Below are 15,929 nucleotides of genomic sequence, written 5' to 3'. Positions count from 1 at the left end.
CAACGATGCTTGTCAATAGATGGTAAGGAGCAGGGTCTTTCATTTCCTGCGCCACGAATGATAACATAAAATTCTGTATTTCTATATATTTTCAAATCAACCCCTTGCACCCGTGATATAAGCTGCTGTTAAGGGATGTTGGGGGTACTCAAAAATTTGCTCTACTGAACCTGACTCAATCAATTGCCCAACACCTGACTGCACCCAGAACAGAGCAACCCGATCCGCGATGCGCTTGGCTTGCGCTAGGTTATGCGTCACAATCAGCAAGGTATAACGCTGACGCAAACTAGTAATTAAGTCTTCAACTATTCCACTGGCAATTGGATCGAGGGCGCTACAAGGTTCATCCAATAACAGGATTTCTGGTTGCAAAGCCAAGGCTCTAGCTATGCACAACCTTTGCTGCTGTCCGCCAGAAAGTGCTAAGGCAGAGGTTTGCAGTCGGTCTTTGACTTCATCCCAAAGTCCAACATCTTTCAGGCTTGTCTCAACGATCGCATCGATTTGTTCTTTACGAATACCATGTTCTCGCAAAGGTAATTCCAGATTCTTCCAAATTGATAAAGGAAAAGGATTAGGCTTTTGGAAAATCATCCCAACTTGCCGCCGCAGCGCGTTCGCATTCGTTTTGGCATTTAGCACTTCTAAACTACCTATGCGAATCCGCCCTTTGACTCGACACTGGGGAATCATGTCTGTCAACCGATTTAAGCAACTCAAAAAGCTAGTTTTTCCACAACCAGAAGGCCCCACCAATGCCAAAATTTCCCCCAGATTCACACTCAAATTGACATTAGCAAATGCGGTTTTTTGACCGTATTGCAGAGTTAAGTTCTCCGTTTCAATCAACGGTTCAACAATTCCAGTAGCGATATTTGCCGATTTCATCCAGAAAAAATTCTCCTGTGCAACCAACGATCTGCAATCCATGCTGCTGTACCATTAATCACCAACAGTGATACCAGCAAGACTAATGCTGAGGCGTAAGCATTGGCATCTCCGCCAGAGACGTTCATTGATAAATCAAAAATATGAATCGAGAGGGCACGCCCGGAATCTAGCAGTGATTCTGGCATTCTATCTACGTAACCACTAGTAAAAATTAAAGCCGCTGTCTCTGCGATCGCTCGACCAATACCCAGCACCAATCCCACAACCAAACCAGGGACAGCAGCAGGTAACAACAGTTGAAATAACGTTGTTGTACGAGAAAAACCAAGGGCTGCGGCTCCTAATCTATACTCATTTGGAACAGCGCGAAATCCTTCTTCTGTAGAGCGAATTAAAATTGGTAGCACCATACACCCCAAAGTCAATCCTCCCGACAAAATAGAAAATCCCAACCCCAAAACTTGACAAAAGAAGACGTTGCCAAACAACCCAAAGACTATAGAAGGAACTCCTGCCAGTACATCTAAACTACGCCGCACCAACCCACCAAACCAACTATCCACGGGGGTGAATTCTGCCAGTAAAACGGCTGTACCAACACCAATGGGGATAGAAACCGCCATACACACTGCCATAATCAGAAAAGTGGAAACAAGAATGCTAGCAATTCCCCCTTCTCTACCAGCATTTTCTGGCTCAGTCGTCAGAAATTTCCACGTCAAGTGTCCTATCCCATGCCAAAGGATATCACTGAGTATCCAAAGAAAGATACCAGTAACTAGGGCAGCAGTTGTCCAAACAATGATTGTTGGCAACCAATCTTTAGGACTTACAACAGGTTCACCCATATATTTTTCCTTGACTGATGACTTCCGCAACCGCAACTAACAGCACAATCATTCCCATCAAGACTAAACCGCTAACAAACAACGCCGAACGGTGATCTCCTGTGGCATAAGCCATTTCCAGAGCAATATTAGCCGTCAACGTGCGGATGGGGTCAAATATACTTTTTGGCATTTGTACCACATTGCCACACACCATCAAAATAGCCATTGTTTCGCCAACTGCTCGACCTGTTTCTAAAATTAAACCTGTGAACAATCCAGATTTGGCAGCAGGAAGCACGACTCTAGAGATAGTTGCCCACCGGGATAATCCTAAAGCTGCTGCTCCTTGAAGGTAAGAAATTGGGACTTTCGCTAAACTGGCATCGGCTACAAGCGCTATTGTTGGCAAAATCATCACCGTGAGAATGGCAATACCCGCTAATAGACTTGGCCCCGGTGGATGTATCCTACCAATCATCGGAACCAGCACCACCAATCCCCAAAAACCGTAGACTACAGAAGGAATTCCTGCTAATAGTTCAATTAAGCGACGGTATAATCGAGCCATTATTGGTGGGGCGTAGAATTGACAAAAAACCGCAGATATAATTCCTATCGGTGTCGCGATCGCTATTGAGCCAACCATTGCCAAAAATGTACCCAACAACATCGGGAAGAGATTATATAATCCGGCGGTTGGGTTCCAGGAAGAGTCTGTAAAAAAACGTGTTATTCCGACATGATTGAGGACTGGTAGAGACTCCAGAATCAGAAAGCCGATAATTAAAAGTGCGATCGCTCCGGCGATCGCCGCTAAAAAACGCAGTATCCAAATTAACCAAAAGTCATTTAGAGACGACGACAAAGTTTTGCTTTTGAACAATGTCATTTACCTGTTGTGATTGCGCGAAATCAAGAAATGCTTTTGTCAATCCTTGAGGTTGGGTTTTGGTTACTAAGTTAAGTGGACGAGAAATCGGAAAAGTCCCATTCTGGACGTTGGCTGTTGTTGCAGCTATCCCATTTACAGGTAGCAGCTTAATAGCTACTCCATTGGCTGCACTATTTTCTGCCGATCCGATCGACACATAACCAATTGCATTCGGGTTTCCTGCAACTGTCTTAATTCCCTGCTGATTGTCACCAATTACTACTTGGGCTTTGATGTCTGTATTTTTCAGTTTGAAATAATGGGTAAATAATTCTAAAGTGGAACGTCCTTCGGCTTTGTTAACAACTGTAATCGCTCCATCTGTACCTCCCACTTGTTTCCAGTTCGTCACCTTCCCTGTGTAAATATCTACAACTTGCTTGTTGTTGAGCGATTTTACTGGATTGTCTTTGTGGAGAATTACCGTCACTCCATCACGGGCGATAGAAAATGCTTTTAAATCGTTTTCTTCTGGTTTCAACAAGGCACGAGAAACCATACCAACATTAGCGACACCTTGACGAGCATCAGAAACCCCACGCGAAGACCCTCCTGATTGCACATCAACTCGCGCACCTGGATGCTGAGATTCAAAACGCTTGCCAATTTCAGCCGCTAACGGTGCAATTGTACTGGAGCCAGTAAGTACTAGTTTTCCCTGAAGCTGATTTGTATTATTTGCAACTTGATTTCCTGAAGAACAGCCTTGTAACCAAACGCAGGTAGCCAGCCCAATCGCCAGAGGTAAAATTTGAGAATTTTTCATTATTGCTTTTCAACCCGAAATTGGGTTTTTAGTTAAAATAGAGGACACAACAGCCAAGGTTCAAAGCTTTGCCAGTAGTTACTTCCACCTCTGGAGCTAGGCGGTAGAGAATTGCTTTACCATCACGCGAGGGCACAACCAATTGGGAGCGACGCAGAACTTGTAAATGATGGGAGAGCAGGCTTTGTTCCAAGCCCAAAATTGCGTTCATCTCTCCCACGTGTTTGGGACTGTCGATCAGAAGTTCTAATACTGCTAGACGAGTTTCATCTGCCAGTACCTTCAGCTTTTCTACGCAGTCAACCTGCTTCTTGCTGCTATTTTTCATTGCCTCTAAAGGAATAGGTTTTTCTTGTTTCCGAAGTTAGGTTGCAGCGCTCGCTCTCGTGTTCAGCGAAGATTAACAACTGCTGCTATCACAAATAAATAGCAATTTATATGAAATTTGATTCATATTTTAAGGTAGAAAGTGTCACGCTCTACAATTAAAATTAAATTTTTTAACCAAAGCTTAATGTTTATCCTATTTACCAAGAAGGGAAAAGGGGAATGGATTTGCGGGTAAGGGAAAAAGAAAAAACTTTTCCCCAAAAGCTATAAAGCCCCTATTTTTAAATATGGAGAACACAAAAGAAGATAATACCCGCACATAGTGCGATAAAAATCAGCGTCCATGCGCGATCGCAATTTATTTGATATCAGGTAGAGTGTGGCATAAAGCTATAATTTGAGGCAGCAACTTTAGGCTAGAAGTATGACTACTGTAGCAATTTTACCAACAAGAGACGCTAGCGGTGAGAAATCCTATCGTGCGATCGCAGGAGATAAACATTCGGTTGGCAAAACTGCGGGGCAAGCTTTAGATGCGTTAACTGCCCAGTTGGGTGAGATTGAGTTTAGTGCGCTACTGGTCATTCAAAGCTTTCGTCCTGACGCATTCTTTAGTGCCCAGCAACAAGAACGGTTATCAGAGTTGATGAGATTATGGCGATCGGCACGGGATCGGGGACAAGAATTGCTACCAGAACAACAGGCACAGCTGGATGAATTGGTTGAGGCTGAATTGAGAGCGGCGACGGCCCGCACTGCTGCGTTGATGCAGCCAGAGAATTCATGAATCCGTACTATACTGAGATCGCTGGGCGTGCCAACCATCGTTGTGAGTACTGCCAAGCTCCTGAAGTCGTTTTCAATTTTCCGTTTGAGGTGGAGCATATTATTCCAATTTCTCGGCAAGGTGCAAATAATAAAGCAAATCTAGCCCTTGCGTGTCGCTCCTGTAATCTCCGTAAAGGAACTCGCATCAGTGGCACTTTGCCTGATTCCAATACTGAAGTTCGGTTATTTCATCCAAGAGAAAATCAGTATAGATATTTTAAATTAACACAATAGACTTCTTATAAAAACAAAGAATCTCAAATTAAAACTTTTGGAATAAGTTTAAAGTATCCTGCCAAAACTGTGATTTAGGGAAAATCAGTATTCCGTGCTAACTCTTGTGATAGATAAATAACTAAAGTTGACAACTATCCTGTGGGGCATGATTTCAGTGGTGTTTTCGCTTATCTTGGATAGCAGAACACCGGGAGCGCACCTCAATCTAACGTATATACTGTAATCGTTAAAGGGCAGCAAATCTAAGGAGTGTTTGAGACTAGCAGCGATGCACAATGGCACAGTCATCACATTGTTTCCATTGAGACTGCCTACTCAAGTTTATAAACTGCTAGAAACAGAAAAATCAGCAATCAAATGAACGAATTACAAGCAATTTTAGAAGGCTTCCAGTCAAGTCAAAAAAATGGTGAAATTACTTTTCTTGCTACTGTAGTCAAAACTCAAGGTTCCACCTATCGCCGACCGGGTGCTAAAATGTTGATGACAGATACAGGTCGGATGATTGGAACAATCAGCGCTGGTTGCTTGGAAAACGACGTATTTGAGCATACTCAACAACGAATGTCGGACGGCGAAGCAATTGTTGTTACTTACGATAACACCGCCTCGGAAGATATTCTTTGGGGCTTTGGTTTGGGGTGCAATGGGACAGTGCAAGTTCTCATCGAACGTCTTGAAAAAGAAAGTTCACCAAATGCGATCGCTTTTACGCAAGAGTGCTTTCATAAAAAACATTTGGGTATTATTGCTACAGTCTTTGCCTTTGAAGGCAAGGTAGATGTGAAACTTGGGTCGCGTTTACTGCTGTATCCTGATGGTAAAATTATCGCTGACATCAAAGATCCAAATTTAATTCAATCTCTGCAAGTAGATACTCAAGCAGCTTTTACTAATCAAAAGTCTAATGTAAAAAACTATCAGTTACCTTTAGGCAGTGCAGAAGTTTTTATTGAAGTTATCCAACCACCCACGCCTTTAGTAATATTTGGTGCAGGTTATGATGCTATACCCGTAGCACAGTTTGCTCAAGCATTAGGTTGGGACATTACTGTAGTCGATTGTCGAGCTAATGAGGCAACTAAAGCACGATTTCCAATAGCTTGTGATGTGATTCTGACTCGGCGAGAAATTGTCCAAAAACAGGTATTTATAGATGTCAACACAGTTGCTGTAGTGATGACGCATAATTATTTTGATGACCTAGAAATTTTGAAAACATTGCTGCCATCTCCTGCGCGCTACATAGGGGTTTTAGGCCCAAAGGCGCGTACTGAAAGATTGCTTGAAGATTTAGGTTCGCAAGGAATAGTTTATACTACTGAACAATTAACCAGATTGCATGGCCCGATTGGGATTGATATCGGAGCAGATACACCTGAAGGAATAGCGATCGCTATTATTGCAGAAATTCAAGCAGTGCTAGCAAACCGTAATGGTAATTTTTTAAGAAATCGCAATCAACCGATTCACCAATCTTATGAAAGCAACTCAAACTTGCTACTTACCACATAGTTTTTATGACTGCTATAGACAACGAGAAATCAACCATAGCCATTATAATTCTTGCTGCTGGTGCATCTACACGGATGGGTACACCGAAACAACTATTGCTTTACCAAGGGCGTAGTTTTTTACAATATACTACAGAAATTGCGATCGCTTCAGTTTGTCAACCTGTGGTAGTAGTACTTGGAGCCAACGCAGAACAGATTCATCCCCAAATTAAACAACTTCCCGTTAGAGTAGTTAAGAACTCGGATTGGGCTTGTGGAATGAGTACTTCAATCAAGAGTGGTATTGAATTGTTAAATAATCTTCCGCAAAAAATAGAAGCAGTAGTTATTACACTTTGCGACCAGCCATTTGTTTCTCCCCAAACGATCAATCAACTTGTTGATGCATATTATTCGACAAAAAAACCAATTATTGCTTGTGAATATGGAGATACATTAGGCGTACCTGCTCTATTTAGTCAGACATTTTTTTCAGAACTTGCCGCTTTAAAAGAAACTTCAGGAGCAAAAAAAGTTATTAATAATAATCTTAATGAAGTGTTTTCTATTCCGTTCCCACTAGGAGATATAGATATTGATACACCAAAGGATTACGAACAATTGCTATCAATTACTAAAGTAATTTTTGAAGTATCTTGAACAAGATTCCTAAAAGTGAACAAATAGAGAAGACCGCGCTGGCTCTCCGACCTACACAGATGAAAAATAGAAAAAGTTGGGTTAGTATTTTAAGGCTAGAATTTATTTCCTAGCCTTTTGTCTTTAAAGCATTTTAGCAATGAGGATATTAGTAAACAATTTTATTTAAGAGCGGCTAAAGTCCGATGTCCAATTATTCCGTCTGCTCTTAATCCTTTAGATTTCTGAAATTTGATCGCAGCGGCACGAGTCTTGTTATCAAACACGCCATTCACACTTCCTGTATAGAATCCTTGCTGTTTTAAAGAATTCTGAACAGTTTTCACTGTCTCTCCTTTGCTGCCTACTGTCAGTACAGTACCAGAACTACGCTTTGCCACATGATTCGACTTGTGCTTGGCACTAACCTTTGTTACAGCACTAGGTTTTTTCATAGTGTTGCCTTGCTGAGTACTTTGGGCAATGTGGGTAGAAGTAGCCGAATTTTGGCTTTTATTATTAGTTAAAGAGTAAGCAGGTATAGCAGTAGCTAGAGTCAAAGCAGGGAGCAAAGCAAGTACTTTCCAATTCATCTTCTTGTTCCTTTCAACTGTATGAGATGTTGCAATTTCTATTTTAAGAGTCATCTTCATAAGGTACTGTGCCTTAAGTGATTCTCTTCTGTAGATTCTGGTGTGTGGGTTTAGTCTGAGACTATTTCCGAAGCCAGAGCTATAGCATCACACGTCGTATTGACAAAGCTATTGCGAAATTGTGACAAAACCATGACTAAATGTATTAAAATTTATGTCGCACGAAATTGCGCTAGTAATAAAGAGTTTGTAGTAAGGACTTTAGTCCTTATTTTCTAAGCACTAAGGGACTCCCAAATAAAAAATATACAACTATTTATTGTGGGGTGGGCGTCTCGCCATTGGTGTCAACTTAAGTTACAAATAGCTTATCTGTTGGCTTCCACGCCCGCCCAGAAATGAATTTCTTTGGCTTTTAGCTAAAGTCTACTCAAGTAGACTAAAGATTTTTGGCTATATTTAGTCATCTTTAGATGACTTAAGCTATTAGCAAGGAACTTCAGTTCCTTGCGGGACATGGCTTTTACGTTAAGTTGACACCAATGGCAAGATGCCCACCCCACAAGATTGGATAATTTAATTTATTTCTTGGAAGTCCCTAAAGGCCTTACCCAGGGGAAGCCCCCTTCTCTACGAACTTGTTTACCCATCAATTTAAACTTGATAGATTACTAATGGTCTGTCCCATTAATTTTGAGGGATAAAGAAACGAACCGCATTCGCGCAGCGTCTCGCAGAGAAGGAAGAAAAGTTAAGAAGGAGTTCACCCATTATATTTAATGGGACAGACTACTAGTCTCTTTTATCCTCCGAACCCAACATTTTCAATAATTTTCTGGCAGCTAAAATACCCATAACTCCTGCACCAACAACTTCCACTGCTTGAACAACTTTTTTGCCCACATCATGAGGATCGAGGTGGTGATGAAAAACCTCTTCATCCACCCATTCACTAGCTGCTTTAAAGTCATGAATTGGTGTTGGCAATAGCGTTAAATAAGTACCTTGACGAATTAAATGCCCGGATTCTCCTGCAACTTCAAAAACATTGAAAAGGTTAGCAGCAGCATCATTTAACCCTAATTTTAAGAGAGTTCCGCGTAGATTTACCTTTGCTGGTTTGAGGTCTTCGCCTAAAGCTAATGCTTTCAAATTTTGGGCAATATTGGCTCCTTGCTGATAAGCAACTTGGGCTGTTGGCGGTAGTGAATTATCTTGAACTGCTACACAATCCCCGCCTGCAAATACTTCTGGAAAGTCGAGTAGTTGCATTGTCGGAGTAACTAAGAGGCGGTTGTGACGATCGCGATGTTCTTGAGAAATTGGTAAATCTTTAATTAGTGGGTGAATAGAAGTGCCAGCTGTCCAGATTGCGGTATATGTTGGCAATGTCTCAATTTGCTCATTGCGTTTATATTCAATGGCGTTGGCATGAATAGTAGTGGCTTCTGCTCCCGTAAGTATTTCAATTGGGATCGCGCGTTTTTGTAATTCTTTCTCAGCAATTGGACGCAGAGGATTGTTAATATCACCATTGAGAATTTCTTTACCGTGATTGAGTAATACCACACGGATTTCACTAGAATTTCCTCCCATAGCACTATACCAATGTGGGAGTAAATCAGCTAAGGTGGCTGCCATTTCTACACCACTCGCACCACCACCAACTACAACTACTGTTAGCAGTTGGCGACGTTGTTCTGGATCTTCAGTTTTGATTGCTTTTTGCAAACAATCGCCTAAATGTCGCTCAAGAGCGATCGCATCTGCTTCTGTCCAAAAAGGAAAAGCGTATTCTTTAGCACCTTCAAGATGATGATAACCAGTAACACTACCCAAAGCTAAGACTAAGTTACTGTAGTTGTAAGAGTTTCCCGAAGCTAATTTGACTTGTTGTTGATGTAAGTCTATCGATTCCACTGCATCTTGAACAAAGATGACACCACTACCTTTAAGCAATTCTGCAAAACGTGGTACTACTTGAAAAGCATCCATCTCGCCACTGAAATATTCGTAAAGTAATGGCTTAAAACAAAAGCTTTCATTTTGATCGATCAAAATTACAGAGCGAGGATAATGTTCGTGAGCTAGGTGTAAGGCTGTAAATAAGCCGGTGAAGCCACCACCAAGAATCACAGTTTGGTAAACTGGGCTATTCATAAAATATTCTCCAAAGTCTCAGGAATTTTCTAGGATGTTACGCATTTAAATCCAGATTTTTTTGTCTCACGCAAAGGCGCAGAAGTGGAAAGAAAAAGTCTAAAATTAAGACTTTTACGAAAATACTAATGACCAATGACAAATTCGCTATATAAATAAAAATAACGCAATTAAAAAGACGCTGAGGAATAAAGCGAAAGCAATAGCGTATTCGACTCTGCGACTAAAAAATCCCACAGCAGCAATGAGAGCGATCGCTAACCCAATAATGCCAATATATTGCTCTTTTTGTAAACCTTGTGCAATGAGTGGATCTTTACCTGGTGCGGGAGTTTCTTGAACTGCTTTTGGCGCGAGTTCTGATGCTGGTAATTCTTGGATGAATAAATTCATAAAGTTTCTCCTGAAAATACTTAGTGAACTGAAAATCTTTATGCTCGCCAAAGGTAGATAAGCGAGAAAAGGAAGACCCAAACTACATCAACAAAGTGCCAAAATAGAGTAGTCGCACTTGTACCGAAGTGAGTTTTATTATAATTGCCTGGAATGAATGAGCGAATCAGCATAATTATCTGAAGCACAACACCCGCCAGAACGTGTAACCCGTGGAAACCTGTCAGCAAATAGAATGTGGAACCAACTAATCCTGTAGTGAGCTTAAAATCGAGATTTTTCCACTCAATTAATAGACCAATTAAAAAGTAGATTCCCATTGCGATCGTTATCAGCCATAGCCCGCGAAATTTACCCAATTGATTACGTTTGAGGGCATTTTCTGCTGGTTGAATCACAAAGCTACTAGAAAGTAAAACTACCGTATTAATAATCACGAGTTTAGACAATTCTGGCCCAGAAATACCGGGTGGTAGCCAGTTAGTAGTATTTAGTCGCAGAGCAACATAAGTAAAGATAAAACTCAAAAAAATGATACTTTCCGACAATAGGAATACACTAAACCCAAACATTCCTTTGCCATGATGATCTTCATGACTTCCGCCACCACTTGGCAAAAAGCGCTGTAACCAATTCGGTAAGCGTCGCCGCCACCGATCGAAACGGATCGGACTTTCATCTAAATGGATGCTGCGATGTTGCATAATTCGTAATTCGTAATTAATAAATTCAGGTTCCATCTAGATTTTTGGACATAGGGAATTATGACAAAACCTCTGCGTACCTTTGCGCTAACCTCCGCGTACCTTTGCGTTAAAAAAGCACATAATTACTCACCATCATCAGAATTTTCCACGAATGAATATTTTGGATCGCCATAATCGTAAGGAGGTCTGGTGACAACAGGAATCTCTTCAAAGTTATCTCGCGGAGGTGGTGAAGAAGTTGTCCATTCCAATCCTGTAGCGTGCCAAGGATTATCAACTGCCTTCGCTCCATATAGCCAAGAACCGACAATGTTAGCAATAAAGGGCAGCGTAGATGCTCCAAGCAAGAACGATCCCAGGCTAGCAATAACGTTCCATCCCTGATACTGCGGATCGTAGGAAGAAATTCGGCGTAGCATCCCTTGCAAACCTAACGGATGCATGGAGAAAAAGGTGATATTGGCAGGAATAAAGGTCAACCAGAAATGCAGTTTACCCCAACCCTCGGCGTACATCCTGCCAGTTATCTTGGGAAACCAGAAGTAAATTCCGGCAAAAATTGCCATCGTAATAGTATTAAAAACGATGTAGTGGAAGTGACCCACGACAAAATAAGTATTATTGACATGGATATCAAATGGCGTGGCGGCAAGCATCACACCTGTGACACCGCCAAAAATAAACATCGCTGCACCTCCCATTGCAAATAACATTGGTGTCTCTAGGTGCAATTTGCTCCTCCAGATTGTGGCAGTCCAAGCGAATGCCTTCACACCTGTGGGTATAGCAACTAACATCGAGGTGGCCATGAAGGTCATCCGCATCCAGCCGGGGGTTGCACTAGTGAACATGTGATGCACCCAAACGAAGATGCTAATCCCAGCAATACCTAAAGTTGCGATCGCCACTGATCGATAGCCAAATAGAGGATTGCGAGCAAAGGCTGGCAGAACTTCCGCAATAATACCGAAGGCTGGTAGCGCCATGATATACACTGCGGGGTGAGAATAGAACCAAAATAAATGTTGGTAGATGATGGGATCGCCACTTCCTTCCGGTTTAAAAAATTGTGTACCGAAGGAGAGGTCAAGCAATAGCAGTATCAATGCACCCGTCAAGGAAGGCAAGTTAATCAGTTGCAACAACTGGGCGCTAAAAACTGACCACACAAAGACGGGCATTCTAAAAAATGTCATCCCTGGCGATCGCATCCAAAAGATAGTAGTAACAAAGTTGACAGCCCCCATAATTGAGGAGATGCCGATTAATACTAGGCTAACTATCCAAATAAATTGACCGTTAATCAACTGACCGGCTGGAACTTGCAGACTAACTGGTGGATAAGACCACCAGCCAGCTTGTGCAGTCCCGTTAGGTAGTAAGAAACTAGACAGTAGTAGCAGACCGGCTGGTGGTAGAATCCAAAAAGAGATGGCGTTGAGCAGGGGAAAAGCCATATCCCGCGCTCCAATCATCAGGGGTACTAAGTAGTTAGAAAGACCTGCATTGAAGGGAATAATCCACAGGAAAATCATGATTGTCCCGTGCATGGTGAACAAACCATTGTAGAGGGGGCGGTCAACTAGATTTGCTTCCGGGGTAAGCAATTCAGCCCGGATAATCATCGCCAATAGCCCGCCGAGAAGAAAGAAAATGAAGGTCATCACCATGTACTGAACACCGATTACCTTATGGTCAGTGCTGAAGCTGAAATATTCTCGCCAGTTATTCTCAGGTTCTCTATCTTTGGCTATAGCTTCACTTAAATCATGTGTCATTATCTATCTTCCTTTGATTCGCTACAGCAGGTTGAGCCGGTGCGACGGTGTACCAGCCGCTTTTAAATAATGTCTTTGGTGGTTGGATATTTTCGGCAACTGCCTGATTTTTAGTATTTGTAGTTTCGCTAGAGATTGTTTGCGCGAGCCACTGATTATATTTATCAAGAGATTCAACGTATACATCTGCCTCCATCAAGGCAAAATAAGCACCACTGAATTGAGAATCTTTCAGTCGATATTTACCTGAGCGAATGGGTGTAATCACAATGTCAATATTCCGCCCTGGAACAATATCTTGCTTTAAACGAAACTCAGGAATGTAGAAGCCGTGAATTACTTTCTCTGCCTGCATCTTTAAGCGAGTGCTGCGATTGAGCGGTAAGTGTAATTCCTTAGTGGTAAGGTTATTTGGATAGCGAAAAGACCAATCCCATTGCCTAACGAAAACATCAATTGTTTCAGATGCAGGTTTGGGAATATCGCTGACGTTCGCGGCGTAGGCGGGCGTAGATTCTAGGGGCGCGTGCAAATGCACAATTTGGTTTAAACCGAGAATATTTAATTGCTGATAAATATTGAAGCTTTGAAAGGCAATCCATATTACTAACAGAGTTGGGGTAGCTGTCCATAATATTTCTAACTTCCCATTACCTCTAGAAGGGTGTCCTTCGGTGTAGTCTTCTGGGGGGGCACGATGGAAAGCGATCGCATACACCATCACACCAACCAGCCCCAGCAAGATGAATGCTCCAATTGAGACTAAAAAGCTAAATAAATCATCTACCCGTTGTGCTTCTGCTGTCGCCTGGGGAGGCATCCAAGAAAATGCCTGTTGTCCAATCCATCGACTGACAATTATCAGCCCTGCGACATAAAATGCTATTAGTACATATTCCCAAAAACTAAACATATTAACAATTCAAAATTCAAAACTTGTACTGAGCGTAGCCGAAGTATTCAAAATTCAAAATTGAAGACAGTACTTATCGCTTGATTATTTGAGTAGTAAATTTGGATTTTTACCTTCTTGGAGTAACTTCGCAGCAGTAACGTGAATGCCAAACTCTTCTCCCAATTGCGCCCCCAAAGTTCCGTGAACGAATAATATTGCCAATATTCCCATACCTGCTAACAAGTAACTCCACTGCACCTGCCTGGAAGCATCCTTGCGCCAGCGATAGCGTTGCAAACCTCTCCATATTGTCATGGCTGCGATCGCTCCCAACAACAAAACGCCACCCAAACCATGCAAAAGCATCGTCCAACCAGCAGTTAACCCCCAAGCGCTCTTTTGATCGACTGGTGGATTTGCTAGCAGTAGCTCGAAAAAACCTGCTGCCACGGTGAAAAAGGTGATAAAAGCGGCTCCTATGAGGTTATACCAGCCGACATCAAAGAAACCAGAACGCAGGGTAGGCAGACCTAAAAATTTGAAGATTGGTTTTTCTAAAGCAAAAAGCACTCCGGCAATATCAAAAATAATGGCAATAATGAACAAACCCAAGGTTAAATGCACCAGTTGCGGATGTATGGGAATCTCATAAGGTAATCCGTTAGCATTCAGCCTCAACCTCAACTGATCAATTAGCTGCCAGTTCATGGTGAAACTCCCTGCTTCATCGCTTGCACAACTGGCTCGATGTGTAACCCATACACCCAAACTAGCTTGCTTCCTAGATAGACTTGCAAGCACACTAAGCAGACTAAAAACGTTGCAGCACCAAGGTAAGCAGGCGGAACTTTCCGTGGAGTACTGTTGCGAATCACGAAACGCCAAGCTGTAATGCCAACGACAATAGCCGCCAACGACCAACCCATCACTGTATGAAAATTCAGTGTTGGTTGGACTGCTGGGTAGATGTTCGCCAAACCTGCTTCAAACTGACCAAGAATCACCGCTAAAAAGATAGCTGCTGAGGCCACAAACATATTCCAGAAACTCACCTCAAACAACCGCACATTGCGGGTGAAATAGCCCAGCACATCGCACACGAAAGAAAAAAGCACCATCGCGATTACAAAGTGGACAATGATGGGGTGTAGAGGGTCAGGGTATGGTAAATTTTGGTTATTTAGAGACAGAGCAGGCATCGCTTTCTCCTTCATGGGTCTAAATATATATGCGTTGCATGGAATTGTCATCCACTTAACGCACCATTCATATTTTCAAGAATACTGTGCTAACGTCACAGATCAACCAATTAAAAAATATTTAAAATTTACGATGCACCGAAATTTTTTTAAGCAAATTTTGAAATAAAAAGATTCCATACTTACTATAGGATTACTATTTGATTTTTTAACAACACGTAGGGTGTGTTATCGCGAAGCGTAGCGCACCATTTTCAAGGGTTTGGTGCGTTAGACTAAAGTCATAACGCACCCTACAAATACTTAATTTTTTTCAGAAATCAAACCGGATTCCTATATAAATAACTATACTTTTGATTATTATTATAAATCAATTGTTATTTAAAAAAACTAAAAAATGGTTATTCTGGACGAGATTCTTGTTTGATAATAGCTAATCTAATGAGACACTCTAGATGCGTATAAAAAGTTTTTGAATGCTTATATAATGTCATCTTGTATTTTCAATTGATTAACTAAAAAGTTTGCTTTAGCCAATAATCTAAGTTGCTCTGAATATACCATAAATCGTGATTGAATTGGATATGAGCTTTAAAATATTACAATTTTACAAACTTTAAAAATAAAAACATACTGTTGTCACAGAAATGACAAACCATTGAAATATTATTGAGTCAAATAATATGTTACTTATCGTTCTCTGGATAGATTAGAAAAATACTATGAGATTTTAAACGTAAGAATTCAGGAGTCAGAATGGGCTAAACGCCCCGCTATCGCTAACAGGAGTCAGAATAGTTAAAGAATCATGAAAGTCTTCTAAAGGTGAAGCCAAAGACGACCAAGACCAAGGAGGATATGACCTTGTGTGGACACGGGATATTTTTACTTCCACAAAGTTAGGAGTGAATTTTGTAGATATTTCTGTTTCTGATAACCAGCACCAGTCAATTAGCTTTGCCTTTTTCTGGATTGAAAGCAGTAAATGAGAACAACGCAATTATACGGTTGCGCTTGACTCGAAGAGACTCGACTATAAAGCATCCTGTCGTATGAGATAATGATGGGCCCACAGCCGCTACCTTTATGTCAATAGGCTTGGGTTAGCGCCAAAAATCTTAAACTGAGTAGGTGGGTTTGAAGAACGTAGCTTCCTTCTACGAAGTGATACGGGAAGCAAGCTACGCGTAACGTCTCCAGAGGAGAAGGATAAACCAACATTTTCTGAGCTTTGTTGGGTTGCGCTTTACTTA

The 15,929-nt window shown here is 41.6% G+C and carries 17 protein-coding genes; 4 read left to right on the top strand and 13 right to left on the bottom strand.

The annotated features are described in order from the left end of the window. Nucleotides 1-96: 96 nt before the first annotated feature. The 5 genes from V7K61_RS09960 to V7K61_RS09940 are packed head-to-tail and all read right to left on the bottom strand — an operon-like array spanning nucleotide 97 to nucleotide 3,749. A complete protein-coding gene (locus tag V7K61_RS09960) occupies nucleotides 97-891 on the bottom strand; it encodes a phosphate ABC transporter ATP-binding protein (RefSeq protein WP_335053181.1) in 795 nt (264 codons plus the stop codon). Continuing rightward, nucleotides 888-1,742 (bottom strand): phosphate ABC transporter permease PstA, encoded by an 855-nt coding sequence (gene pstA / locus V7K61_RS09955; RefSeq protein ID WP_335053180.1) that lies wholly within the window; start codon nucleotides 1,740-1,742, stop codon nucleotides 888-890. Before pstA ends, V7K61_RS09960 begins: the two co-directional genes overlap by 4 nt. Beyond that, nucleotides 1,735-2,613: a phosphate ABC transporter permease subunit PstC gene (pstC, locus tag V7K61_RS09950; protein ID WP_335053179.1), complete on the bottom strand. Its 879-nt coding sequence runs from the start codon at nucleotides 2,611-2,613 to the stop codon at nucleotides 1,735-1,737. The genes pstA and pstC overlap by 8 nt, the downstream gene beginning before the upstream one ends. Then, nucleotides 2,570-3,421 carry a phosphate ABC transporter substrate-binding protein gene (locus tag V7K61_RS09945; RefSeq protein WP_335053178.1) on the bottom strand — a complete coding sequence of 284 codons (852 nt, stop codon included), beginning with the start codon at nucleotides 3,419-3,421 and terminating at the stop codon, nucleotides 2,570-2,572. The genes pstC and V7K61_RS09945 overlap by 44 nt, the downstream gene beginning before the upstream one ends. Before the next feature lie 28 nt (nucleotides 3,422-3,449). Continuing rightward, on the bottom strand, nucleotides 3,450-3,749 hold the full coding sequence (locus tag V7K61_RS09940; protein ID WP_335053177.1) for an ArsR/SmtB family transcription factor: 300 nt from the start codon (nucleotides 3,747-3,749) through the stop codon (nucleotides 3,450-3,452). A gap of 426 nt (nucleotides 3,750-4,175) precedes the next feature. Between V7K61_RS09940 and V7K61_RS09935 the strand changes: the two genes are divergently transcribed. The 4 genes from V7K61_RS09935 to V7K61_RS09920 all read left to right on the top strand — a co-directional run bounded on the left by V7K61_RS09935 (nucleotide 4,176) and on the right by V7K61_RS09920 (nucleotide 6,972). Beyond that, nucleotides 4,176-4,538 (top strand): hypothetical protein, encoded by a 363-nt coding sequence (locus V7K61_RS09935; RefSeq protein WP_335053176.1) that lies wholly within the window; start codon nucleotides 4,176-4,178, stop codon nucleotides 4,536-4,538. Beyond that, on the top strand, nucleotides 4,535-4,813 hold the full coding sequence (locus tag V7K61_RS09930; RefSeq protein WP_335053175.1) for an HNH endonuclease: 279 nt from the start codon (nucleotides 4,535-4,537) through the stop codon (nucleotides 4,811-4,813). The genes V7K61_RS09935 and V7K61_RS09930 overlap by 4 nt, the downstream gene beginning before the upstream one ends. A gap of 360 nt (nucleotides 4,814-5,173) precedes the next feature. Further along, the gene (locus tag V7K61_RS09925) at nucleotides 5,174-6,331 is read left to right on the top strand and encodes an XdhC family protein (protein WP_335053174.1); all 1,158 of its coding nucleotides are present in this window, start codon (nucleotides 5,174-5,176) and stop codon (nucleotides 6,329-6,331) included. A gap of 5 nt (nucleotides 6,332-6,336) precedes the next feature. Further along, nucleotides 6,337-6,972, top strand: coding sequence for a nucleotidyltransferase family protein (locus tag V7K61_RS09920; RefSeq protein WP_335053173.1), 636 nt, complete (start codon nucleotides 6,337-6,339; stop codon nucleotides 6,970-6,972). 161 nt (nucleotides 6,973-7,133) lie between these two features. Here V7K61_RS09920 and V7K61_RS09915 read toward each other — a convergent pair whose 3' ends face one another. From V7K61_RS09915 to V7K61_RS09880, 8 genes are all read right to left on the bottom strand, one after another. Continuing rightward, nucleotides 7,134-7,544 carry a peptidoglycan-binding domain-containing protein gene (locus tag V7K61_RS09915; protein WP_335053172.1) on the bottom strand — a complete coding sequence of 137 codons (411 nt, stop codon included), beginning with the start codon at nucleotides 7,542-7,544 and terminating at the stop codon, nucleotides 7,134-7,136. 792 nt (nucleotides 7,545-8,336) lie between these two features. Then, nucleotides 8,337-9,704, bottom strand: a complete 1,368-nt coding sequence (locus tag V7K61_RS09910) for an NAD(P)/FAD-dependent oxidoreductase (RefSeq protein WP_335053171.1) — start codon at nucleotides 9,702-9,704, stop codon at nucleotides 8,337-8,339. Nucleotides 9,705-9,851: 147 nt separating this feature from the next. Beyond that, nucleotides 9,852-10,097 (bottom strand): hypothetical protein, encoded by a 246-nt coding sequence (locus V7K61_RS09905; RefSeq protein ID WP_099100767.1) that lies wholly within the window; start codon nucleotides 10,095-10,097, stop codon nucleotides 9,852-9,854. A gap of 38 nt (nucleotides 10,098-10,135) precedes the next feature. Beyond that, nucleotides 10,136-10,801 carry a cytochrome c oxidase subunit 3 gene (locus tag V7K61_RS09900; RefSeq protein WP_335053216.1) on the bottom strand — a complete coding sequence of 222 codons (666 nt, stop codon included), beginning with the start codon at nucleotides 10,799-10,801 and terminating at the stop codon, nucleotides 10,136-10,138. A gap of 125 nt (nucleotides 10,802-10,926) precedes the next feature. Further along, nucleotides 10,927-12,582 carry a cytochrome c oxidase subunit I gene (locus V7K61_RS09895; RefSeq protein ID WP_335053170.1) on the bottom strand — a complete coding sequence of 552 codons (1,656 nt, stop codon included), beginning with the start codon at nucleotides 12,580-12,582 and terminating at the stop codon, nucleotides 10,927-10,929. Further along, entirely contained in the window at nucleotides 12,572-13,495 is a 924-nt protein-coding gene (locus V7K61_RS09890; RefSeq protein WP_335053168.1) for a cytochrome c oxidase subunit II, read from the bottom strand. The genes V7K61_RS09895 and V7K61_RS09890 overlap by 11 nt, the downstream gene beginning before the upstream one ends. A gap of 84 nt (nucleotides 13,496-13,579) precedes the next feature. Next, nucleotides 13,580-14,185, bottom strand: a complete 606-nt coding sequence (locus V7K61_RS09885) for a DUF2231 domain-containing protein (protein WP_335053167.1) — start codon at nucleotides 14,183-14,185, stop codon at nucleotides 13,580-13,582. Next, entirely contained in the window at nucleotides 14,182-14,676 is a 495-nt protein-coding gene (locus V7K61_RS09880) for a DUF2231 domain-containing protein (RefSeq protein ID WP_335053166.1), read from the bottom strand. Before V7K61_RS09880 ends, V7K61_RS09885 begins: the two co-directional genes overlap by 4 nt. Nucleotides 14,677-15,929 lie beyond the last annotated feature (1,253 nt).

The sequence above is a fragment of the Nostoc sp. genome, assembly GCF_036918015.1.
In the GTDB taxonomy this organism is placed as follows: Bacteria; Cyanobacteriota; Cyanobacteriia; order Cyanobacteriales; family Nostocaceae; genus Nostoc.
Note: the sequence above shows the minus strand (reverse complement) of the source record. Positions and strands in the feature narration are given on the sequence as shown.